The sequence below is a fragment of the Streptomyces sp. NBC_01445 genome (assembly GCF_035918235.1).
Lineage (GTDB): Bacteria > Actinomycetota > Actinomycetes > Streptomycetales > Streptomycetaceae > Streptomyces.
This window is the reverse complement of record NZ_CP109485.1, coordinates 3,116,732-3,139,157: the sequence shown is the minus strand read 5'-3', so window position 1 is coordinate 3,139,157 and position 22,426 is coordinate 3,116,732. Positions and strand designations below refer to the sequence as shown.

The following is a 22,426-nucleotide window of genomic DNA, read 5'->3' as shown; positions in this document are numbered from 1 at the left end:
CTCACGGAGGTACGTCATGAGACGCACCCGCGTCAGCACCGCGCTCGTCGCCCTCTGCGCCGCCGCGACCGCCGGCGTCACGGCCCTCGCGGCCGCCCCCGCCGCCACGGCCGCCTCCCCGTTCAAGTCCCGCGCCCACTACGTCGACTGCCGCGGCGGGACCGGCCCGCAGAAGGGCACGCGGGCCGCGCCTTGGCGCACGCTCGCCGCCGTCAACGCCCAGCACCTCGGCCCCGGCGACCAGGTGCTCCTCAAGCGCGGCACCCGCTGCACGGGCACGCTCACCCCGAACGGCGCGGGCGCTCCCGGCAGCCCCGTCCGCATCGCCGCCTACGGCACCGGCGCGAAGCCGGTGATCGACGGCGCGGGCGCGCCCGACACCGTCCTCCTGCGGAACACGCAGTGGATCGAGGTCTCCGACCTGGAGATCACCAACGCGGCGAACCCGGGCACGAAGCGCCGCGGCGTGCGCGTCGTCCTCAGCGACTACGGCACCGGCAGGCACTACCGCCTCACGGGCCTCGACATCCACGACATCCGTGGCGACGACACCAAGGACAACGACGGCTCCGCGGGCATCCTCTTCTCCGTCACCGGGTCCGCGAAGGAGACGCACTACGACGACGTACGCGTCGAGAACAACACCCTCAGGACGGTCGACCGCGAGGGCATCTTCTTCGCGTCCAGCTGGAACCAGCGGCCCGCCATCAGCGGCTACGACCCGAACGGCCCGCGCTGGGTCCCGTCCACCGGCGTCGTCGTGCGCGGCAACACACTGAACGACCTCGGCGGCGACGGCATCGTCATGACCGCCACCAAGGACGCCCTGGTCGAGCACAACACCCTGCACGGCTTCCAGCGGCGCTCGGCCGGATACAACGCGGGCATGTGGCCGTGGAACGCGGACGGCACCGTCTTCCAGTACAACGAGACGTCCGGGGGCGAGACGACCCGCGACGGCATGGCGTACGACGTCGACGAGGGCTCGTTCGGGACCGTCTTCCAGTACAACTACAGCCACGACAACGCGGGCGGGTTCTTCCTCGTCTGCAGCGCCGACGGCACCCTCGGCGACGCCGTGATCCGCTTCAACATCAGCCAGAACGACCACTTCAGGGGCATCGAGACCTGCCGCGGCTCGTTCTCCGGGGTCCGCTTCCTGCACAACACGATCTACGTAGGTGACGGCGTCAGCCAGACCGTCGTCAACGAGAACACCACCAGCCGGCACGAGATCGCCTTCGACAACAACCTCGTCGTGAAGCAGGGCGCCGGCACGGCGGCCTTCACCCTGCGCTCCGGCGGCGTCACCGCGTCCCACAACGCGCTGTACGGGATCGGGGCGGCGCCCGCGAACCCCGGCGGCACCACCGCCGACCCGCTGCTCACCCGTCCGGGCACGGCCACGGGTTACGGGGACGCCGCGGCCGCCTACTCCCTGCGCGCCGGATCGCCCGCCCTCGGAACGGGGGCGCCGCTCGCCGACGCGGGCGCCCGCGACTTCGCGGGCAACCCGGTGGTGCCGGGAGCGGCGCCCAACATCGGTGCGTGGAACGGGAGTTCAACCGTCCGGTGACGATCGGCGGGGCGCCCTGATCCTGGTCGGGGCGCCCTACGGGGCGCTGACGGGCACCGGCGCGTGCCAGCCCTGCGTGCCCGGTCCGGCCGGCGCGAGCTTCACCTCGGAGCCGGTGCGGGCGAGGGAGCGCCCGGTCGCCTGGTTCACCAGGGTCTTCCTGCCCGGGTTGTACGTCCACAGCTTGGCCGGGTCGGTGACCTTGCCGCCGGTGGCGATGTCGCCCGCGCAGTCGGTGATGCGCACGCTCTTCTTGTCGCTCGCCGTCAGGCAGTAGTTCGACGGCAGCCGCACCGTGCCGTCGGCGGCGAGGACCCAGGACTGCTCGAAGGCGCCGGGGCCGTTGTCCTTGCACGCGGCGAGCGTGAGCTCCGCGCCGTCCTCGGCGGTGCCGCTCGGGGCGAGGCACTTGTCGCCGGGCGCGGAGATCTCGGCGCGCTTCGAATTGCCCAGCGCCAGACGCTGGTTGGTGCTTCCGTCGGGACGCGCGTCCACGGCGGCGGCGCACGGCGGGTTGCTCTTGGTCTTGGTCACCGAGCTGACGGCCGCGTCGGCGCCGACGGCGGTGCCGGTGGGCAGGCCGAAGTGGGCGTCCGAGTACGGCTGGTCGTAACAGGTGGCCCGCGGGTCGTTCCACTCGAAGTACTCGACCCAGTCGATCAGGCCGGTGGGCTTGATGGCCGTGGCCGGCGTCTGCACGCTGCCGAGCTTGAACGACTCACCCGTGGTCCTGTCGTGGATGGTGGCGCCGAACCAGCCGTCGCCCTCGTAGGCGACCGTGGAGGTGTAGGTGTGCCCCTCCTCCCAGTCGTGGTTCATGCGGCAGCTGGAGCCCTCGCCCTCGCCGCCGAACTGGAGGCAGTAGCTGCCCTCGGAGCCGGGCTTGCGCTCGAAGCTGTCCCACACCGAGAACAGGAACGTGGGCTTGTCGCCGCCGTTGCGCTGCATCCCGATGTAGGCGCCGTTGCCGACGTTGAAGCCGAACTGGTGGCTCCAGAAGGTGTTCGCGTTGTAGCCGGGGTCCTTCTCGACCGTCGTGGACCAGGTGACCTCGCTGAGCCCGTCGGCCGCCGACGGGAACGAGTAGTAGGTGTACGTCCCCGGGGTCGTGCCGATCGTGTCGTCCGCGTTCGCCGCGGGGGCGGAGGCCAGGCCGGCGCCGGCGGCGAGGCCGAGGGCCGCGAGGAGCGGCACGGACCGCCGCTTGAGGGAACGGGTGAAGCGTCCAGTCATCGAAAACCCTGCCTGTGATGGAGGTGGATGCGTGAAGGGAGTGCGTCGGGCTGCACTGCGCACCATCGTGCGCGAAGGTGATTGAAAGCGCGTGACTTAGAGCATGATCGCGCGTGCCGGGCACATCTTGCGCCATCGGACGGCGCGGGGCAAGAGGGGGCGCGCAGGGCCGTCACAGCGCCGCGAACGCCTCGTTCACGGCTTCGCAGGTGCGCCGGATGTCGTCCTCCTCGAGTGCGGCGGAGACGAACCAGCAGGCGAGGCCGTACACGTTGACGTGGATACCGCGCACCAGCAGCTCGTGGCGGAAGCGCTCGTAGCGGTCCAGATCGGCGGCGAAGAGATCGCGGTAGTGGCGGGTCGGGGCGCCGTCCGCCGAGAACACGATCTGGAACATCGCGCCGACCCCCTGGACCGCGCACGGCACGCCGTGGTCGCGGGACGCCCGGCGGACCGCCTCCATGACGCGCCGCCCCGCCTCGTCGATCCGGCCGGCGACCGCGGGATCGGCGAGCTGGGTGACGGTCACCAGGGCGGCCGTGGCGCACAGGGGGGAACCGTTGTACGTGCCGCCCTGCTTGATCCGGTTGTCGCCGACCTGCTCCATGATCTCCCGGCAGCCCGCGAACGCCGAGATGGGCAGCCCGCCGCCGAGCGCCTTGGAGTAGACCGCGAGGTCGGGCACGACCCCGAAGAGGGCCTGCGCGCCGCCGGGTCCGGTGCGGAATCCTGTGCAGACCTCGTCGAAGACGAGCACGATGCCGCGCCTCGTGCACTCCGCGCGCAGGGTCTCCAGGTAGCCCGGGACCGGCATCGTGCAGGCGTTGTTGGCGACGATCGGCTCGCACACGACTGCGGCGATCCGGCCGCGGTGCGCGTCGAGGACGTCACGCAGGACCTCGGCGTCGTTCCACGGGCAGATCACCACGTCATCCAGCACGCCCTGCGGGATCCCGCGCGAGTGCGGTTTCGCGAACGGCGCCTCGTACGGGCCGACTTCGTCCCGCGTCGACTTGCTGGACACCGCGAGCGTGTCGGTCCAGCCGTGGTAGTGGCCCTCGAACTTCACGACGAGGGAGCGCCCGGTGAAGCCGCGCGCGGCCCGTATCGCGCCCTGGACCGCCTCGGAGCCGGAGTTCGCGTAGCGCACGAGGTCGGCGCACGGCACCGACTCCCGGATCTTCTCGGCGAGTTCGATCTCCGGGACGTTGCACGTGCCGAACATGGTGCCGCTCGCCAGGACCGTCGAGAGGGCGTCGGTGAGCAGCGGGTTCGCGTGGCCGAGGACGGCGCTGCCGTAGGCGAGCAGATAGTCCACGTAGGTGTTGCCGTCCACGTCCCTGATGCGCGCACCGGAGCCGCTCTCCATGTACAGCGGATGGGGCTCCGGCCCGGTGGTGGTGATGCGGGAGGAGGAGCTGGTGCCGCCCGCGAGCGACCCTCGTGCGCGCTCGAAGAGCTCGCGGCTCTTGTGATATGCCATCAATTCCTCCTGTTTTCAAGGCGTTGACACGGATTCCGGTGGGAGTGAGACTCCATGCCCGAGAGATCCTGAAATGTTGCAGAGGGGAAAACGGACATGGTCGAGAAGGTGGCCGTCATCACCGGCGCCGGCGTCGGAATCGGTCGGGCCTGCGCCCTCGGGCTCCTGGCGCGGGGCTGGTCGGTCGTCCTCGTGGGCCGCCGCGAGGCGCTCCTCGAAGCGACGGCCGCGGATGCGGGCGAGCACGCGGACCGCGCCGTCCCGTTCGTCGCGGACATCACCGACCCGGAGGCGGTGACACGCCTGTTCGCCGCCGTGGGTGAGCGGTTCGGCCGCGTCGACCTGCTGTTCAACAACGCCGCCGAGACCATGCCGTACATCCCCACGGAGGATGTCGAGGCCGACGACTGGCATCGCGTCATGGGCTCGATCGCGACCGGTACCTTCCTGTGCTCGCAGGCGGCGTTCCGGATGATGAAGGAGCAGAGCCCGCGCGGCGGCCGGATCATCAACAACGGCGCTCCGTCGGCGCATGTGCCCCGCCCGGACTCGATCGCGTTCACCGCGGCCAAGCACGCCGTGGCCGGGATGACCCGCTCGCTGTCCCTCGACGGGCGTGAGCACGGCATCGCCTGCGGGCAGATCGACATAGGCAACGTGACCCCCGCCGACCGCCCCCAGCCCGCCGTCCTCCAGGCGGACGGCAGCCGGCGCGTGGAGCCGACCATGGACATCCGCCATGTCGTCGACATGGTCGCCGCCATGGCGGAGCTCCCCGTGGACGTGAACATCCAGTCCGTCACGGTGATGCCGAGCGCGATGCCCTACGTGGGACGCGGTTAGGGCCTCTCGTCCGCCCCGTCCCGTCCGTCATCCCCGACGCCCGGCCTGCTCGGCCTCGTACTCCGTGAAGTGGTGCTCGGCGAAGAGCTCCGGCCACCCGTCGCCCGCGAGCCGGAGCTCCCTGGCGCGGGCGAGCATGTGCCGCCAGTACGGCTTCACGGGCCGCCAGCGGACGCCCGTCTGCGCGTAGGAGCTGTCCACCATGTACCGCTCACGGCTCTCCCCGTGGGGAGCCGTGCGGCGGGTGTGGAACAGGGCCGAGTGGATCAACACCGTTGAGCCGGGCGGCAGTTCACCGATGAAGACCTCACCCGGCAGCTCGGACGTGCCCAGGTGGGCGCGGGCCGTCTTGGTGGCGGTCTCGCGGTGCGAGCCGGGCAGTACGGCGAGCCCGCCGACGGAGGCGTCGAGCCCGCCGAGGTAGTGCAGCGCGTGGACCATCGTGTGGGTGCGTTCCGCCCGCGGGCCGAGCTCGTAGTCGTGGTGCCAGTCCTTGCCGGGCGCGTTCGGCGGGCGACGGTCACTGTGCAGGTGGTGGAAGACGAAGGACTCGCCGAGCAGCCCGGCGAGCAGTTCGAGCAGCGGCGGATGGGCCAGGATCCGGCCGTGCGCCTCCATCTCCAGCTCCATCAGGGGCGGCAGCCCGTACGTGTCGGGGGAGACGGCCGAGGCTATGGACCGCTGCCGCGCACCCGAGTCCACCCAGTGGTCGACCTCGGCCTTTGCGCGCTCCGCGAGTGCGGCGGGCAGGAAGCCCGGGAGGACCAGATAGCCCTCCTCCTCGAACTGTCTGCGGTCCTGTCCGGTCAGAGCGGCGTCGGTCCCCATGATTCCCGTGATCCCCATTGGCCTTCCTTCAACTTGGTGCTTTTTGTGCCCTGTTGTGGGAGGTGGTCGCGCGGCGAACAGAAAGGAACCGTAGCGATAGTTGCTTGATTGTGCACGCAGAGGCTCTCAATCGAGCAGCTTCGTGCATACTGCTTGCGTTCCTGCAACATCCCGGGTCAGGAAGGCCAGATGCAGCAGCACTCAACCCGCACCCCACTCGTCTCCGTGGTCGTCACCTGCTTCAACTACGACCGGATGCTGCTGCGCGCGCTCGAGAGCGTCCGAGCCCAGACGACGGCCGACTGGGAGCTCGTGATCGTCGACGACGGCAGCACGGACACCTCGCGCGACGTCGCCCAGACCTTCGCCGCGGCCCACCCCGAGCTGGCCGTGACTCTCGTGTTCACCCGCAACGGCGGCCTCGGGCGCGCGCGCAACCTCGGCATATCCGTGGCCCGCGGCCGCTACGTCGCCTGCCTCGACGCGGACGACCACTACGAGCCGCACGCCCTGGAGAAGCTCTCCGCCGCCCTGGACCGCGACCCGACCGCCGAGGTCGCCCGGCCCTATCTGCGCTCCTTCGGTGTGGAGGAGCGGATCTGGGAGTACCCGGACTACGACTTCGACGCGTCGACATCGGTGAACCAGGCACCGTACTGCGCCATGTTCCGCCGCTCCGCGTGGCAGCGGGCGGGCGGCTACCACGAGGGCCTGCCCGCGTACGAGGACTGGAACTTCTGGATCGCCGTCGGCAAGCACGGCGGCCACATGACGACCGTCCCCGAGCCGCTGCTCCACTACCGCACCAGCGTCGACGGAATGTTCGCCCGCCACCGCGTCCACGACCTCGCGCTGCGCGCCGCGATCGTGACCAACCACCCTGACGTGTACGACAGTTCGTGCCAGGGCCTGGCCCGCCGGATCCTCGCCGGGGAGAACGTCGACGACGACCTCAAGGCGGGACCGCCGCACGCGATCTTCGCCCTCTCCTACCCGGCGAGGACCCTGCGCGGCGAGGACATCAGCGCGGACTTCGGCGCCGTGAGCTAGAGCCTTGCGTTTGGATCACGCTGGGCTCGCGGGGTCTGGCACGCACATGTGCCGCGTTGTCGTCCATCACCGCCCCCCGAGCTCTCGGCTCCGCTCGAGCAGGGGGACCCCCATCGCGTCGCCTCGATCCTCCGCCTTGCAGCTGCACGCACCAGACTCCGCTCCCGATCCAGCCCGATCCGAACGGAAGGCCCTGGCCATGGGCGAGCACATCATCGAGGCGCGGGCCCTCACCAAGCGGTTCCGCGTCGCGAGGAAACGGCCCGGGATGCGCGGGGCGCTGCGCCATCTGGTCCGCGGCGAGTGGGAGGACAGAACCGCCGTCGACGCCGTCGACCTGCGCGTGGCGCCCGGCGAGAGCGTCGCCTACGTCGGCCCGAACGGCGCCGGCAAGTCGACCACCGTCAAGATGCTCACCGGCGTCCTCACCCCGACCTCGGGCGACCTGCGCGTCGCGGGCGTCGTCCCGTACGAGGACCGGGTCGCCAACGCGCGGAACATCGGCGTCGTCTTCGGGCAGCGCACCCAGCTGTGGTGGGACCTGCCCGTGCGCGAGTCGTTCCGCCTGCTCGGCGACATCTACCTCGTCCCGAAGCGGGAGTTCGACCCCCGCCTGGACGAACTGATCGCACTCCTCGGCATCGAGGGCCTCCTGGAGCGGCCCGTCCGGCAGCTCTCGCTGGGTCAGCGCGTGCGGTGCGACGTGGCGGCCTCGCTGCTGCACGCGCCGCCCGTCCTCTTCCTCGACGAACCCACGATCGGTCTCGACGTCTCGGTGAAGGCCCGGCTCCGCGAGTTCCTCGCCACCCTGCACCGCGAGCGCGGCGTCACCGTCGTGCTCACCTCGCACGACCTCGGCGACGTCGAGTCCCTGTGCACCCGCATCGTCCTGATCGACCGCGCACGGATCCTCCTCGACATGCCGGTCAGCGACATGCTCGCCCGCTACGGCACGCGCCGCACCGTCACCGTGAGCGGCGCCGATCGGCTCACCGCCGTGCCGCTCGAAGGGTGCTTCGGCGATGACGTGACGGTCCGTCAAAAGAATGCCAACACCCTGGAGATCGGCTACGACCGCAATACCCTCGCCACCCGCGACGTCATCGCCCAGGCCCTCGCCACCCTCCCCGTGGACGACATCCAGGTCGGCGCGCCCAGCATCGAGGAGATCATCCGGAACCTGTACGAGGGCGGAGTGGATGCCGCTCTCTAGCGCACCCGAGCCCGCGCGCCCCGTACACCCCGGCTCTGCGCACCCCGTACACCCCGCCCCCGGGCACCCCGTACACCCGGTACGCCCCACCGTTCGCGCTCCCTACCGCTCGCTCTACCTCGCCTCGCTCCAGCAGGCCCTCGCCCACCGCCGCGCCGTCCTCGTCGACCTCGCGGGCAACGCCGTCTGGGCGGCCGTCCTCTACTACCTCTGGCGCTCGATCTTCGCCGGCGCCACCAGTGTCGGCGGGTACTCCTGGGACCAGATGCGTACCTACGTCCTGCTCTCCTTCGCGCTCGGCCAACTCCTCGCGTTCCAGGCCGAGATGCAGATGCACAGGGACATCCGCAGCGGCCAGGTCGCCCTCGACCTCGTACGCCCCGTGAACTATCCGGCGATGCAGCTCGTCAGGGCACTCGGCGCCGGTACCCCGCACATGGCCGGCGCACTCGCAGGGACCGCCGTCATCGGCGGAATGCTGCTGCACGCGCTGCCCCCGCAGTCGCCGGCCGCCGCGCTGCTGTTCCTGATCACCTTGGCCGTCGGGGTCGCCGTCAACGCGATGCTCTGCTTCCTCACCAGCCTGCTCTGCTTCTGGACGGAGAGCGCGTACGGCCTGATCCTGGCGCGGCAGGCCGTGACCACCTTCATGGCGGGCGGCATGGTTCCCCTCGCCCTCTTCCCGGCGCCGCTGCGCGTCGTCGCCGAGTGGCTGCCGTTCAGCGCCATCGTGTCCACGCCCGTGCAGATGTACCTGGGCCGGCTCACCGGTGACGACGCCCTTCTCGCCCTAGGACGCCAACTCGCCTGGACCGTGGTCATGTCGGCCCTGACGGTCCGGCTGTGGCGGGCGGCGCGCCGCCACCTGACCGTCAACGGAGGATGACCCGTGCCGAGCCCCAGCCCGGGACACCCCAGCCTCAGATACCTGTCGAGCGCGGCCAAGCTGTACCGGATCAGGCTCCAGTCGCAGCTGGAGTACAAGGCGGACTTCGTGATCGGCGTGCTCGGCGCGTTCTGTCTGCACGCCGCCGGGTTCGGAACGGTGTGGATCATCCTGCGGCAGGTCCCGGACATCGCCGGGTGGACGATCTGGCAGCTGTCGGTGACCTACGCGCTCGCGATCGTCCCGCGCGGCCTGTGCGTGATGCTCTTCGACGGGGTGTGGGAGCTGCGACACCTGGTCGTGAAGGGGGAGTTCGACCAGTTCCTGACCCGGCCGCTCTCGCCGCTCCTCCAGCTGTGCACCCTGCGGGCGAACCCGGCCGGCGCGGGCGACGTCGTCCTCGGCCTGACGCTCCTCGTCCTCGCGGCACGCCACGGAGCCTTCGCCGTGAGCGCCGCGTCCCTCACCGTGCTCGTCGTCGCGGTCTGCAACGGCGTGGTCGTCGTCGGCTCGCTCAACCTGGCCACGAACAGCCTCGTGTTCTGGGACGGCGCCGAGCAGAACAGCGTCTCGATCCTGGTGGGCAACACCGCCGACCTCGCCAAGTTCCCCCTCACGCTCTACGACTCCGCCGTCGCGTTCGTCTTCACGTTCGTGCTGCCCTTCGGCCTCCTGAGTTACTACCCGACGCTGGCGCTGGCTTCCGGCGGCCTCGAACTCCTCGGCCGTATCGCCCTGTTGCTCCTCGGCGGCGCCGCGACGCTGACGGTGGCCGGGCTGATCTGGCGGGCCGGTCTGCGGCGGTACCAGGGCGCGGGCTGAGCGACCCGTACGGACACGGCGAAGGGCCCCGCACGCCGAAAGCGTGCGGGGCCCCGTTCTTCACGGCCTCAGGTCAGCCGCAGAGCCACTTCGCCCCGCCCCAGCTGGCGTGGTCGTTGCCGTTCCCGTCGCCGCCGTCACCGACGACGAGCTCGACGTACTTCGCGCCGGAGACGTCGGCGTCCAGCTTGTACGCGCTGTCCGACGCCTTCAGGACCGGGCTCTCGGCGACCTTCCTGCCGTCCGCCAGGACACTGAACTGGACCGAGCCCGCGGTCTTCTGCGCGTCGTCGACACCCACCTGGGCGGTGAACGCCTCGCAGCCTCCGCCGAGGTAGTACTTCACGTCGGCGGGCGCGTGCGTGCCGAGGCCCTTGGGGAAGGCCGTTCCGCCGATGCTGATCGGCTGCCCGTCGCCGGATCCGACCTCGCCGTTGGAGAGGTCCTTCTCCGGTGGTCCCCAGCCGTTGTCGGCCGACACCCAGTCCATGTCGCTCACCCAGGTGTCCTCGGTGGGCGGCGGGGCGAGCGTGTGGATCGAGATGCCGTCGGTGAGCGACTTGGTGTCGCCGCCCGCCTCGTACGACGCCTTCGTGGTGAGCGGGTAGCTCTTGTACTCGGCGTCCGCCGGCGGCGTGACGTTCCAGGTCGCCGTCGCCTTGGCGCCCGCGGCGACGGAGTCGAACGTCGTCGCGCCGGCCGCCTCGGCCTTCCAGCCCTCCGGCACGTCCAGCGTCACCTTGACGTTCTTGGCCGCGGTCGCCTCGTGGTTGGCGAACGCCGCCGTCACCTTGTTCGCGCTGCCGGGCTCCAGCGTCGCGTTGGCCGAGGTGAGACCGAGCGTGGCGCACGCGGTGCGCTCGTCGGTGGTGCCGAGGTCGGTGACGGTGAAGTTGTCGAGGACGAAGTCGGCGCCCTCGGGGGCGTTCTCCGCCTTGGTGAGTCCGGTCCACACGTCACCGCAGCCGCCGACGACCCGCTCGCTGAAGTGGCCGGTGGTGCGCTCCTGCGGCAGCGCGGTCCTGCGGGTGGTCACGCCGGTCGGCTCGCCGCCGGTGACCGTGTCGTACCCGGTGGTCCACTGGTAGGCGCCCGCGTGGCTGTTCTGGTAGTCGAACTCCACCTTGTAGGCGTGGCCCGACTCGAAGGGCACGGACGCGGGAGTGGTGCGGTAGACGAGGCCGTCGTTCTCCTCGTGCGACTTCAGGGACTCACCGTCGCCGATCACGTCGTCGATGAGCTTCCCGTTCCAGCCGGCCTGCGTGTACGGGGCGTGCTTCTGCGCGATGTGCGTGCGCGGGTCGTTCTCGCCGCCCGACTCGCCCTTCACGAAGGGGCCCCAGCCCTGGTCGACGGCGTCGAAGTCGTCGTAGGCGACCGTCCCCTTCTTCGTCGCGGGGTCGTTCTCCACGATCCGCACGTCGTCGAGCCCGACCTTCGCGCCGCTGTCACCCGCCGCCGAGATCCGCAGTGTCGCCGAGCCGTTCCCGGGTGCGGTGAAGTGGACCTTGACCCGCTGGTAGTACGTGCCGTGCCGCTCGTCGCCCGCGATGTAGTTCTTGGCCGTCGAGCGGTCCACCGTCAGCTTCTCGCCGCCGACGGCGAGGGTCGTGGGCCGCGTCCTGCCGGGCTCGACCTCGACGTTCACGGACGCGCTGTAGCGCTTGCCGGGGGTGAGGCCGGTGACGCGCTGCTCGATCGCGGCCGCCTTGCCGCCGCCGAGGGCCACCCCGCGGTGGCCGAGGTCGTCACGGTCGCTGGTGACGGGTCCGGTCTTCTTCCAGTCCGTCAGGGCGATGTCGTTGAAGCCGGGGTCCTTGACCTTGCCGCCCTGGCCCCAGTCGGGGTGGGCCTGCTTCGGCGCCTGGTGCGGGTAGAGGACGTAGGGCTGTCCGGCGGTCGCGGTCAGCGTGATCCTGCCGTCCTCGGCGGTGACGGTGGACTGCTTGACGCGGCCGTTGTCCGTCAGCTTGTAGACGGTGAACTGCCGTGTCCCCGCGAAGGGTCGGGGCACCGTCCAGGTGCTCGTGCCGCCGTTCTTCGACCAGTGGTAGAGCTTGTCCTGCCGCTTGCTGTCCTCCGACTTCCAGGGCAACAGGTAGGAGTCGCCGTCGATCACCTTGGAGCCGCCGAGGGACACCTCGCGCTTGCCGTCGGTGACGGTGCCGCGGACGCCGCCCGTGAAGGTGACGTCGTTCTTGTCCCAGTCGGTGATGCGGTAGTGCTGGAGGAACTTCGCCGGGAGGTTGCGCTCCCAGACGTTGGCGGAGAACTCGTTCCAGTCGTTCTCGCCGGTCCAGCCCTCGAAGCCGACCAGCGCGGTCTGGCCGAGCACCGGGTCGTCGTTCCAGACGTCCTTCTCACCGTTGCGGATGAAACGGATGATCTTCGAGTTGAGGCCCTTGTTCGTCTTGGGCCCGTAGTCGAGGTCGTTGGCCCAGTGCGACCACAGGGCCTGACGCTCGAATTTGTTGCCGAACTCAGTGGCCATGTCCCAGCCCTGGTTCTTCAGCTCGGTCAGCGTCCGGTCCGCGATCCAGCCGTGCGTGTAGTAGACGTCGACGTAGATGAGCGACAGGTTGGGGTCGGTCTCGTCGCGCAGCTGCTGGAAGCGCCGGGCAAGGTTCCCGCTGTTGATGTCGTGGCGCTGGTCGATGTAGTACGACTGCCCGAGCCAGTTCCAGCCCGGCTTCGACTTGTCCACCAGCTTGTCGTCGAACGCGTTCGCCTCTGCGTACGCCTCGGTGGCGTTCACGTGCACACCGAAGGTGGAGCCCCACTTCTTGCCGCCCTTGAGCAGCTTGTTGAGGTCCTTGAGGCCGCCGGCGCGCTTGTTGATGTTGCCGCCGTAGTCGGGGTGCGCGGAGTCGTGCCCCTCGGACGCGTACCCCTTGAGGATGCTCAGCTGGCCGAGCCCGTCCGTCGAGAGCGAGATCCGCTTCACGTCGTCGAGCGTGCGCAGGAAGGGGTGCGTGGCCTGGCTGGCGAAGTTGTACGGGATGTGGGTGATCACCCGGTCCGGGGTCTTGTCGCCGCCCTTGACCTTGACGCCGATGTCGTGGAAGGCGACGGCGCCGTCCTGCCAGTCCACCGTCTTGTCGCCGTTGGCGTCGGGCGTCACGACGACCTTCGCCCAGGGCAGTTCCTTCTCCGGGGCGGGCGCGCCGTCACTGCGGTAGGTCCACTGCCCCGACCAGACGCCGACGCGGACACTGCCGTCGGCGCCCTTGCGGGCCTGGTGCCAGAAGCGGGCGTTGTCGCCGTTGGTGGCTCCGGCGGGCTTGTCGTACGTCGAGTTGGACTCGACCGCCGCGGCGAGCGAGCCGGTGTTCACGATCGCGTACGAGGCGCCGACCGGGGACGCGTCGGGCGCGGTGGACGCCGTGACCTTGCCGAACACGTCGGCGGTGCGGGTCGAGTCGGTGTCGAGCCGGGTGAACGCGGTCTCGGCGCCGGTGTCCGTGGAGCCCACCGAGATCAGGTCGTGGCCCGGTATGTCGAGCGTGCCGAGCCGGAACGTCTCGGTGTCGCGCACGGCGGTGACCTTGAAGGTGGTGGCCCGGCCCGCTACGTCGAGCACCGTGTCGATCTCGACGCCGGGCAGATCGGGGAAGACCAGCGTGTACGCGGCCCGGTGGGCGGTGACCTTCGGCGCAGCCTTGAGGCCCACCTTGTACGCCTTGCCGTTGAGCGTGACCTCGGTGACCGGGCTCGTACTGCCGAGCAGTCGCTCCCCGCTCGCCCGGTCGGTGTAGGAGAGGACGCGCGGGAAGTCCTTCGCGACGCTCACGGACAGGGCGCCGGACGTGATCGCCGCGCCGTCCCCGGCCGCGTCGGCGCCGGCGTCGGCGGAGGAGGCGTGCGCGGAGTCGGCGAGGGCCGGGACGGCACCACCCGCCAGGGTCAGCGCGAGGGCAACACCGACGGCGCCCGAGAGGCGGCGTCTGCCTGGGGATCTGGACATATGTCTCCCTGCTGCGACGGTGCGAACACGCACTGTCTAGTGGGCGATCCAGGGCCCTAGGAAGCAATTTCCACCAAAGTCCAAACACCAGCGGTCGTTAGTCCAAACACAGAAGGGCAGCTTCGCCCAGGTCGGGGGCGGTGCGTGCGACTGCGGTGGCCGTGTTCGTTGCCTGCGCGTTTCATGCGTGAAGCTGCAAGATCTAAATAGTTACCAATCAAGTCTTGTCATCTGTCGGCAGGCTGACGCAAGATTCCGGTACCTCGCGAGCCGGGCCGCAGCCCCCGCGAGGGCCCTGTGAAACCAACCCTCGCTCGCCACTCGACGCAGGAGGTGAATGTGTCGGCCGCTGCGTCCGCATCGCCCACGCCCACATCGCAAAACCCGCCCGACCTAACGCACGAGGCACCCGGAACGTCGGGCAGGAAGAAGGCGTCCGGCACGAAGGGGACGCCGGGCAGGAAGGGGAGCAAGCCCGCCGAACGGCGGAGCCTGCGGGAGCGTCTGAGGCAGGACCGCACGCTGCTCCTGCTGTGCGTGCCGGGCATCCTCTACTTCGCGGTGTTCTTCTATCTTCCGCTCGCGGGCAACAGCATCGCCTTCCAGGACTACCAGCCCTACCTCGGCTTCAAGGGCAGCCCGCTGGTCGGCTGGGACAACTTCAAGGCCCTGCTCGAACAGCCGGAGTTCTGGACGGCCGTCTGGAACACGCTGACGATCAGCGCCGTCCAGCTGATCCTCTACTTCCCCGCGCCGATCGCCCTCGCGCTCTTCCTCAACTCGTTGATCAGCAACAAGACCCGCCGCCTCATGCAGACGGTCGTCTACCTGCCGCACTTCCTGTCGTGGGTCGTCGTCGTCGGCATGTTCCAGCAGGTCTTCGGCGGCGCGGGTACGGTCACCAGCTACCTGAACGACCACGGCGTGCACGTCGGCAACATCATGAACAACCCCGACACGTTCATCTACCTGATCACCTCCCAGAGCGTCTGGAAGGACGCCGGCTGGGGAGCGATCATCTTCCTCGCCGCGATGGCCTCCATCGACACCTCGCTCTACGAGTCGGCGGCGATGGACGGAGCGGGCTGGCTGCGCCGCATGTGGCACATCACGCTGCCCGGCATCAGGCCCGTGATGATCATGCTGCTCATCCTGCGCCTCGGCGACATCCTGTCGGTCGGCTTCGAGCAGATCCTCCTCCAGCGCGACAACGTCGGCCGTGACGCCTCCGAAGTCCTCGACACCTACGTCTACTTCCACGGTGTCGTCGACGGCGACTGGGGCATGTCCACCGCCGCCGGCCTGATGAAGGGCGTCATCGGCTTCGTCATGATCGTCCTCGCCAACAAGTTCGCGCACCGCCTCGGCGAGCAGGGGGTCTACCAGTGAGCACCGCGCCCATATCCACCACCCTGCGGCCCGAGAGCCAGGAGAGCCGAAAAGGCCGCACCGGCAGCAGGAAGCGCCGCGGCTCCGCCGAGCGCCCCGCCTGGATGGAACAGCCCAACCCGGCCGCCCAGACGCTGAAGTTCATCGTCATCGTCGCGATGATCGTCGCGGTCGGCTACCCGTTCCTGCTCGCGATCGGCACCAGTCTCTCCTCCAAGGCCGAACTCGCCGCGAACGGCGGCTATGTGCTGTTCCCGTCGCACCCCACGCTCGAGGCGTACCGGGTGGTCCTGTCCGGCGGCGTCATCACCCGCGCCGCCGTCGTGAGCGTCGGGATCACCGTCGTCGGCACGGCGCTCAGCCTGCTCTGCACGATCGCGCTCGCCTACGGCCTCTCCCGGCCGCGGACCTTCGCGGGCAAGCCGCTGCTCCTGATCGTCGTCGGCACGTTCCTGTTCACCCCGGGCATCATCCCCAACTACCTGGTGGTGCAGGAGCTGGGACTGCTCGACACCTACGGGGCGATGATCGCGCCGATCCTGCTCAACGCGTTCAACATCATCGTGGTCCGGGCGTTCTTCCAGGGCATCCCCGACGAGCTGCACGAGGCGGCCCGCCTCGACGGCGCCGGTGAACTCACCATCCTGTGCCGGATCGTGCTGCCCCTGTCGAAGGCCGTCATCGCCGTGGTCGGCATGTTCTACGCGGTGACGTACTGGAACAGCTTCTTCAACGCGATGCTCTACATCAACGACCCGGACAAGCTGCCGCTCCAGGTGGTGCTGCGCAGCTACGTCCTCCAGGGCGACACCTTCAATGCGAAGGCCCTCGGCGTGAGCGTGCTGCCCGCCAGCACCTCCCTGTCGATGGCCGTGCTCATCCTCGCGGTCCTGCCGATCATCGCGGTCTACCCGTTCCTCCAGAAGTACTTCGTCAAGGGCGTTCTCACCGGCGCCATCAAGGCCTGAGCCACCCCCCTGAGCCACCACCCTCAACCGCTCCTCGCCCCTTAGGAGAGTCATGTCCAGAGACTTCAACCGCCGCGGGTTCCTCGGTGCCGCGACCGTCGCCGGCCTCACCGTCGCCGGTGCCGGTTCCCTCACGGCCTGTGGTTCCGGTGCGGCCTCGGGTGGTGGCGGCGCCAAGGCGTCGGCCAAGCTGAAGCTGCCGACGTACGTCCCCGCGAACGTCCCGGCGCCCGACCTGCCGGGCAACGCGGCGGGCCTCGACCCGGCGTACCTGCGCTACCCCAAGTCCCCGGTCCGCAGCGTCACCAAGAAGCCGGGCGACGGCAAGCCGGTCACCGCCCTGACGGAGACCTTCACGACCGCGGCCCCCGCGATGAACCGCAACCAGTACTGGCAGGAGCTCAACAAGCGCCTGGGTTCCGAGCTGAAGATGACGATCGTCAACGGCCTCGGCGCCGACGACGTCTACCGCGCGAAGTTCAACGCCACCATCGCCGGCGGCGACATGCCCGACCTCATGTGGTTCCCGCCGAACCAGGGCCTCAAGAACGTCCCCGCGCTCCTCGAGGCGAAGTTCCACGACCTCACCGAGTACCTGTCGGGCGACGCGGTCAAGAAGTACCCGAACCTCGCCAACATCCCCGAGTTCGCCTGGAAGACGGCCGTCTTCAACGGCAAGATCTGGGGCATGGCGGTCCCGTACGGCCGCATGGGCCAGGTCTACGTCGCGAACGAGGACTTCTGGAAGCCGGTCGGCGGCGTGCAGTTCGACAGCGCCCAGGACTTCTTCGACAAGGCGAAGGAACTCCTCGACGTCAAGCGCAAGAAGTACGTCCTGGAGCCGGCGTACGTGAACCACATCCTGCAGTTCGCCTACTGGCACGGCGCGCCCAACGGCTGGCGCACGGAGGGCGGGAAGCTCACCCACTACTTCGAGACAGACGAGTTCCACGCCGGCCTCGAGTTCGCCCTCAAGTGCCAGAAGGCGCAGCTGTTCTGGCCGGACCCGAACCTGCCGACGACTTTGGAGAAGATGGAGGGCGGGTTCCTCGGGCTGCACGTCCAGTCCTTCCCCGGCTTCCTCAACGACAGCAACATGTACGACTGGCCGGAGAAGGTCGTCGTCCCGTTCGCCGCGGAGAAGGGCATGACCCCCACCTGGGGCTTCGGCTACGGCTCGGTCGGCTTCACCGCGATCAACAGGGCCGTGAGCAAGGACCGCATCGACACGCTGCTCCAGGTCATGAACTATCTCAGCGCCCCCTTCGGCACCGAGGAGCGGCTCTTCCTCGACAACGGTCTCGAAGGCACGCACCACACCCGGGCCAAGAACGGCGACGTGCTCCTGAACAAGAAGGGCAACGCCGAGGTTCTCACCACCCGGCAGGCCATCAACTTCTTCGGTAACGCCCCGCAGGCCCTCTACCTGCCCGGCAAGGCGGACATCACCCGCGGCGTCCACGAGACCGAGGTGGAGCTGATGAAGATCGCCAAGGTCAACCCGACCACGGGCTTCTTCTCCGACACCAACGCCAACAAGGGCGCGTCCTCCACCGACACGGTGTACACGGCCGTCAAGGACATCGTCGCCGGCCGCACCCCGCTCTCCTCCTTCAAGAAGGACATCCTGCCGACCTGGCAGCGTGAGGCGGGCAACGCGATGCGCGACGAGTTCGAGAAGGCCATCGCCGACGCCAAGTAACACCGGCCCCGGCCCCGTTCCACCCTGCACCACTATGCGTCTCGCACACAGAACAGGACACCCGCACGTGGAAGACCTGCGCATCGGAGTCATCGGGCTCGGACTGCGACGGAACCTGGCGACCGCCGCGCACCGCCCCGGCAAGGGGTCGGTCGTGGCGGCGGTGGCCGACCTCGACCCGCAGATCCGGGCGAAGGTACCGGAGCTGTACGAGGGCGCGGTCGCCGTCGACGACCACCGAAGGCTCCTCGAAGACCCCTCGATCGACGCCGTCATCGTCGCCACCCCCGACGACACCCATGAAGCCATCGCCTGCGAGGCGCTCGAAGCGGGCAAGCCGGCGTACGTCGAGAAGCCGCTCGGCATCTCGGTCGAGCAGTGCGACACCATCCTGCGCACCGCGTACAAGACCGGCACCCGTCTCTACGTCGGCCACAACATGCGCCACATGGGCGTCGTGCGCCTCATGCGCGACATCATCGCGCGCGGCGACATCGGCGAGGTGAAGACCGTGTGGGTACGGCACTTCGTCTCGTACGGCGGCGACTACTACTTCAAGGACTGGCACGCCGACCGCACCCGCACCACGGGCCTCCTCCTCCAGAAGGCAGCCCACGACCTCGACGTGGTGCACTGGCTGGCCGGCGGCTACACCAGGCGCGTCAACGCCCTCGGCGACCTCATGGTCTACGGCGACCTGCCGCGCCGCGAGCCGGACACACCGCGCCCCGACGGCTGGCTGAAGGAGTTCGACTGGCCGCCGACGGAGCGCCACGACCTGCACCACGTCGTGGACGTCGAGGACGTGTCGGTGATGAACATGCAGCTGGACAACGGCGTCATCGCCGCCTACCAGCAGTGCCACTTCAGCCCCGACTACTTCCGCAACTACACGGTCATCGGCACCGAGGGCCGCCTCGAGAACTTCGGGGACAGCCCCGGCGACGAGGTCCGGGTCTGGAACACGGGCCCGACCGGTTACCGCAAGGACGCCGACATCGTGTACCGCGTGCCCGAGGCGAAGGGCTCGCACGGCGGCGCCGACGAGCGCATCATCGGCGAGTTCTGCCGCTTCGTGCGCGAGGGCGGCGTCACCGACACGTCGCCCGTCGCGGCCCGGATGAGCGTCGCCGCGGGCGCGCTCGCCACCCGCTCGCTGCGCGAGGGGGGCATGCCGTACGACGTCCCGGAGCTCGAACCGGAGCTCCTCGCGTACTTCGACGGCGGGCAGCTGACGCGCGGAGCCGGGGAGTAGCAGCCACAGCGCAGGTGTGGGCGGGCCCGTCGGAGTGGGCGGGCCTGTCCACGCCTGCGTGCGCACACAGACGGTCACGTGTAGGTGCGCGGATGATCACGTCTGGATGCGGAGAACGGCGCGGGTTACGCTACGCGCGTCGCGAGGAGGAACAAGTGGGCGCACATGCCCGATGGACCCAACTGCTGGAAATACTGGGCAATCAGGGCCATCTCGATGTCACCGAGGCCGCCGAACTGCTCGGCTGCTCCTCCGCCACGGTCCGGCGCGACATGGACGAACTGGCCCGGCAGTCCCTGCTGACCCGCACCCGCGGCGGGGCCGTGGTGAGCTCCGTCGCCTACGACCTGCCGCTGCGCTACAAGACGGCCCGCAAGGCGGACGAGAAGCAGCGGATCGCGAAGGCGGTCGCCGAACTCGTCCCCTCGGGCTCCGTCGTCGGCATCAACGGCGGCACCACGACCTCCGAGGTGGCCAGGGAACTGGCCGTCCGCACCGACCCGGGTGGCACGTCCGGCGGCGTCGCGCTCACCGTCGTCACCAACGCCATCAACATTGCCAACGAGCTGGCGATCCGCCCCCATGTGAAGATCGTCGTCACCGGCGGCGTGGCCCGGCCGAGCTCGTACGAACTGGTCGGCCCGCTCGTCACGTCCGTCCTGCAGAGCCTCGCCCTCGACTACACGATCCTCGGTGTGGACGCGGTCCACCCGCACTTCGGCGCGGCCACCCACGACGAGTCGGAGGCCAGCGCGAACCGCTCGCTCGCCGAACGCGCGGGCACGGTCATCGTGGTGGCCGACTCCTCGAAGCTGGGCCGCCGGGCGTTCGCCCAGGTGTGCGCGCTCAACGCGGTGTCGATCCTGGTGACGGACAAGGACGCCCCCGAGGCGCTCGTCGAGGAGATCACGGCGCAGGGCATCGAAGTCATCTGCGTGTGATCGGGCGCCCGTAGGGCGTGTCGTGGCGACGCCCGGTCACGTGTGCATCAACTGGGCGTCGTCCAGCGCTGGTTGGCGCCGCCCGAGCACGTGTAGGTGATCAGTTTCGTGCCGTCCGCGCTCGTGCCGCCCTCGGCGTCCAGGCACTTGCCCTGGTTGACGAGGGTGTCCCCGGAGCGCTGCCACTGCTGCGCGGCCGATCCGTTGCACGTGGACAGCTGCACCGAACTCCCGCTCACCGTCATGCACTTGTAGAGCGCGCGCACGGTGCCGTCGTGAGACAGGACCCAGTTCTGGTTGTTGCCGCCGCCGCACGTCCACAGTTCGAGCGGGGTGGCGTCGGTGCTGCTGCCGCCCGTGATGTCGACGCACTTGCCGCCGCTGCCCGTGATGTCGCCCGAGGCGGAGTTTCCGGTCGCGTCGTCGTGCACGCTGCCGCCGGAGACCTGGGTGACCTTGGCGTACTGCGTGCAGGTGCTGCTCGTGGACGTCGAGCTGACGGAGGCGGTGACGGCGGAGCCGCCCGTCGACGTGCCCTTGGGGAGGTCGAAGCGGGCCCGTGAGTAGGGCTCGTCCTCGCAGGTCGCAGAGTTGCTGTTCCAGTCGAAGTACTCGACCCAGTCGACCATGCCGCCCGCACTGATCCGGGCGCCCGAGCCGACCTGGAGGCTGCCCAGGACGAAGGACGTGCCGGCCGTGACATCGGAGATGGTCGCCTTGTACCAGCCGTCGGTCGTGTCGGGGGAGATGCGGTACGTGTAGTGGTGCCCCGACGCGAACGCCTGGTTGTAGCGGCACGTGTACCCGGTGCCTGACTCGTCGAAGGTCTGGCAGTACGTACCGGCCGAGCCCGCCTTCGCCGCCGTGGAGCCCCACAGGGAGAACAGGAACATGCCGGTGCCGGTGCGCCAGCGCTGCTGGCCGATGTAGCCGCCGACGCTGTTGGTGAAGTCGAACTGGTGGGCCCAGTAGACGTTTCCGCGGCCCGGGTCCGCCTCGACCGTCGTGCCCCACGTTGCCTCGGTGAGGGCCGTCGTGCCGGACGGGAAGCCGTAGTTGGTGTAGGTACCGGGGGTCTGCCCCGCCGCCTGGGCCGGCGCGGACAGGCCCAGAGTGGCGGCGACCGCGACGACGGCGGTCACACAGACGGATCTGATCGATCTGAAGCGACGCACAGGTTCCTCCTGAACGGTGGGGGAGGGAGGTGCTTGCAGATATGTGCTCGTGCTCGACAAGAGAGTGGCCGCGGTGGGTGGGCAAGGGCATGGACTTCTGGAGCGCGCACATGGACTCTCGGCGGACTTTGACGGGTCCGGCTGATCTCAAATGCTTGAAAACGCGCTATAACTTGCACAACCAAGCATGTGCTGGGATGTGAGGGTGCGCCATGAGCCATATCGAGAACGAGCTGTACAGCCAGCCCGAGTGCTGGGACCGGGCGGCCGAACTGGCCCTGGACCGGGCGGCGTTGCTGCCCGAGCCGGGCGAGCGCGTCGCGATCGTCGGCTGCGGCACCTCGCTCTTCATGGCGCAGGCCGCTGCCGCGCTGCGCGAGGAAGCAGGCCACGGCGAGACCCACGCCCACGCCGCCTCGGAGTTCCCGGCCGGACGCCCCTACGACCGCGTCGTCGCCCTGACCCGCTCGGGCGCCACCACCGAGGTGCTCCGCCTCCTCGCCGGGCTGCGCAAACGGGTCAGGACCACCGTGATCACCACGGACGCCGCGACCCCCGTGGCGTCGGCCGCCGACGACGTGGTCGTCCTCGACTTCGCCGACGAGAAGTCCGTCGTGCAGACCCGCTTCCCGACTTCGGCCCTCACCCTGCTCCGCGCCCACTTCGGGCTGCACTCGCAGGAGGTCGTGGACGACGCACACGACGCGCTCGCCGAGCCGCTGCCCCCGTGGCTCGTCGGCTGCACGCAGTTCACGTTCCTCGGCCGGGGCTGGACCGTGGGGCTCGCGGGCGAGGCTGCCCACAAGATGCGCGAGAGTCAACTCCCTTGGGCGGGCGCCTATCCGGCCCTGGAGTACCGGCACGGCCCGATCAGCGTCTCGACCCGCGGCACGGTCACCTGGATGCTCGGCGACGCGCCCGCCGGTCTCGCCGACGAGGTGCACGCCACCGGCGGAATGTGGGTGGCCGGCGGCCTCGACCCGCTGGCCGAACTGGTACGGACGCAGCGCCTCGCGGTGGCGGTCGCGGTGGCCGGCGGCCGTGACCCGGACCGGCCCCGCCACCTCACGCGCTCGGTGATCCTCGCCCGGGTCTGAG

Annotated in this window: 17 protein-coding genes; 12 read left to right on the top strand and 5 right to left on the bottom strand. The window is 69.6% G+C overall.

Annotation, left to right across the window (positions count from 1 at the left end; translation table 11 throughout):
- Window positions 1-16: 16 nt before the first annotated feature.
- Window positions 17-1,576 (top strand): right-handed parallel beta-helix repeat-containing protein, encoded by a 1,560-nt coding sequence (locus OG574_RS14370; protein WP_326773558.1) that lies wholly within the window; start codon window positions 17-19, stop codon window positions 1,574-1,576.
- A gap of 36 nt (window positions 1,577-1,612) precedes the next feature.
- Here the strand turns inward: OG574_RS14370 and OG574_RS14365 are convergent, their stop codons facing one another.
- Together OG574_RS14365 and OG574_RS14360 are read right to left on the bottom strand one after the other, a co-directional pair.
- The gene (locus OG574_RS14365) at window positions 1,613-2,809 is read right to left on the bottom strand and encodes a DUF3472 domain-containing protein (RefSeq protein ID WP_326773557.1); all 1,197 of its coding nucleotides are present in this window, start codon (window positions 2,807-2,809) and stop codon (window positions 1,613-1,615) included.
- Between the two features lie 172 nt (window positions 2,810-2,981).
- Complete coding sequence (locus tag OG574_RS14360; protein ID WP_326773556.1) at window positions 2,982-4,292, bottom strand: aspartate aminotransferase family protein; 1,311 nt, start codon at window positions 4,290-4,292, stop codon at window positions 2,982-2,984.
- Window positions 4,293-4,388: 96 nt separating this feature from the next.
- Here OG574_RS14360 and OG574_RS14355 point away from each other — a divergent pair, with 96 nt between their 5' ends.
- Entirely contained in the window at window positions 4,389-5,135 is a 747-nt protein-coding gene (locus tag OG574_RS14355; protein ID WP_326773555.1) for an SDR family oxidoreductase, read from the top strand.
- A 27-nt stretch (window positions 5,136-5,162) separates the two neighbouring features.
- On the opposite strand, the gene OG574_RS14350 is transcribed toward OG574_RS14355, so the two are convergent.
- The gene (locus OG574_RS14350) at window positions 5,163-5,981 is read right to left on the bottom strand and encodes a phytanoyl-CoA dioxygenase family protein (RefSeq protein WP_326773554.1); all 819 of its coding nucleotides are present in this window, start codon (window positions 5,979-5,981) and stop codon (window positions 5,163-5,165) included.
- A gap of 171 nt (window positions 5,982-6,152) precedes the next feature.
- On the opposite strand from OG574_RS14350, the gene OG574_RS14345 reads away from it, so the two are divergent.
- The 4 genes from OG574_RS14345 to OG574_RS14330 all read left to right on the top strand — a co-directional run bounded on the left by OG574_RS14345 (window position 6,153) and on the right by OG574_RS14330 (window position 9,934).
- Window positions 6,153-7,013, top strand: coding sequence for a glycosyltransferase family 2 protein (locus OG574_RS14345; protein ID WP_326773553.1), 861 nt, complete (start codon window positions 6,153-6,155; stop codon window positions 7,011-7,013).
- Window positions 7,014-7,212: 199 nt separating this feature from the next.
- Entirely contained in the window at window positions 7,213-8,226 is a 1,014-nt protein-coding gene (locus OG574_RS14340; RefSeq protein ID WP_326773552.1) for an ABC transporter ATP-binding protein, read from the top strand.
- A complete protein-coding gene (locus OG574_RS14335) occupies window positions 8,213-9,112 on the top strand; it encodes an ABC transporter permease (protein WP_326773551.1) in 900 nt (299 codons plus the stop codon). The genes OG574_RS14340 and OG574_RS14335 overlap by 14 nt, the downstream gene beginning before the upstream one ends.
- Window positions 9,113-9,115: 3 nt before the next feature.
- Window positions 9,116-9,934, top strand: a complete 819-nt coding sequence (locus OG574_RS14330) for an ABC transporter permease (RefSeq protein ID WP_326773550.1) — start codon at window positions 9,116-9,118, stop codon at window positions 9,932-9,934.
- 73 nt (window positions 9,935-10,007) lie between these two features.
- Here OG574_RS14330 and OG574_RS14325 read toward each other — a convergent pair whose 3' ends face one another.
- Window positions 10,008-13,898, bottom strand: coding sequence for an endo-alpha-N-acetylgalactosaminidase family protein (locus tag OG574_RS14325; protein ID WP_326773549.1), 3,891 nt, complete (start codon window positions 13,896-13,898; stop codon window positions 10,008-10,010).
- Window positions 13,899-14,231: 333 nt separating this feature from the next.
- On the opposite strand from OG574_RS14325, the gene OG574_RS14320 reads away from it, so the two are divergent.
- From OG574_RS14320 to OG574_RS14300, 5 genes are all read left to right on the top strand, one after another.
- The gene (locus tag OG574_RS14320; RefSeq protein ID WP_442816925.1) at window positions 14,232-15,287 is read left to right on the top strand and encodes an ABC transporter permease; all 1,056 of its coding nucleotides are present in this window, start codon (window positions 14,232-14,234) and stop codon (window positions 15,285-15,287) included.
- A gap of 104 nt (window positions 15,288-15,391) precedes the next feature.
- Window positions 15,392-16,255, top strand: coding sequence for a carbohydrate ABC transporter permease (locus OG574_RS14315; protein WP_326778482.1), 864 nt, complete (start codon window positions 15,392-15,394; stop codon window positions 16,253-16,255).
- 52 nt (window positions 16,256-16,307) lie between these two features.
- The gene (locus OG574_RS14310) at window positions 16,308-17,957 is read left to right on the top strand and encodes a hypothetical protein (RefSeq protein WP_326773548.1); all 1,650 of its coding nucleotides are present in this window, start codon (window positions 16,308-16,310) and stop codon (window positions 17,955-17,957) included.
- A 67-nt stretch (window positions 17,958-18,024) separates the two neighbouring features.
- Window positions 18,025-19,212, top strand: a complete 1,188-nt coding sequence (locus OG574_RS14305; RefSeq protein WP_326773547.1) for a Gfo/Idh/MocA family protein — start codon at window positions 18,025-18,027, stop codon at window positions 19,210-19,212.
- Window positions 19,213-19,367: 155 nt separating this feature from the next.
- Window positions 19,368-20,153 (top strand): DeoR/GlpR family DNA-binding transcription regulator, encoded by a 786-nt coding sequence (locus OG574_RS14300; protein ID WP_100591358.1) that lies wholly within the window; start codon window positions 19,368-19,370, stop codon window positions 20,151-20,153.
- Between the two features lie 47 nt (window positions 20,154-20,200).
- On the opposite strand, the gene OG574_RS14295 is transcribed toward OG574_RS14300, so the two are convergent.
- Window positions 20,201-21,328: a ricin-type beta-trefoil lectin domain protein gene (locus tag OG574_RS14295; protein ID WP_326773546.1), complete on the bottom strand. Its 1,128-nt coding sequence runs from the start codon at window positions 21,326-21,328 to the stop codon at window positions 20,201-20,203.
- A gap of 212 nt (window positions 21,329-21,540) precedes the next feature.
- Between OG574_RS14295 and OG574_RS14290 the strand changes: the two genes are divergently transcribed.
- Window positions 21,541-22,425 carry an SIS domain-containing protein gene (locus tag OG574_RS14290; RefSeq protein WP_326773545.1) on the top strand — a complete coding sequence of 295 codons (885 nt, stop codon included), beginning with the start codon at window positions 21,541-21,543 and terminating at the stop codon, window positions 22,423-22,425.
- Window position 22,426 lies beyond the last annotated feature (1 nt).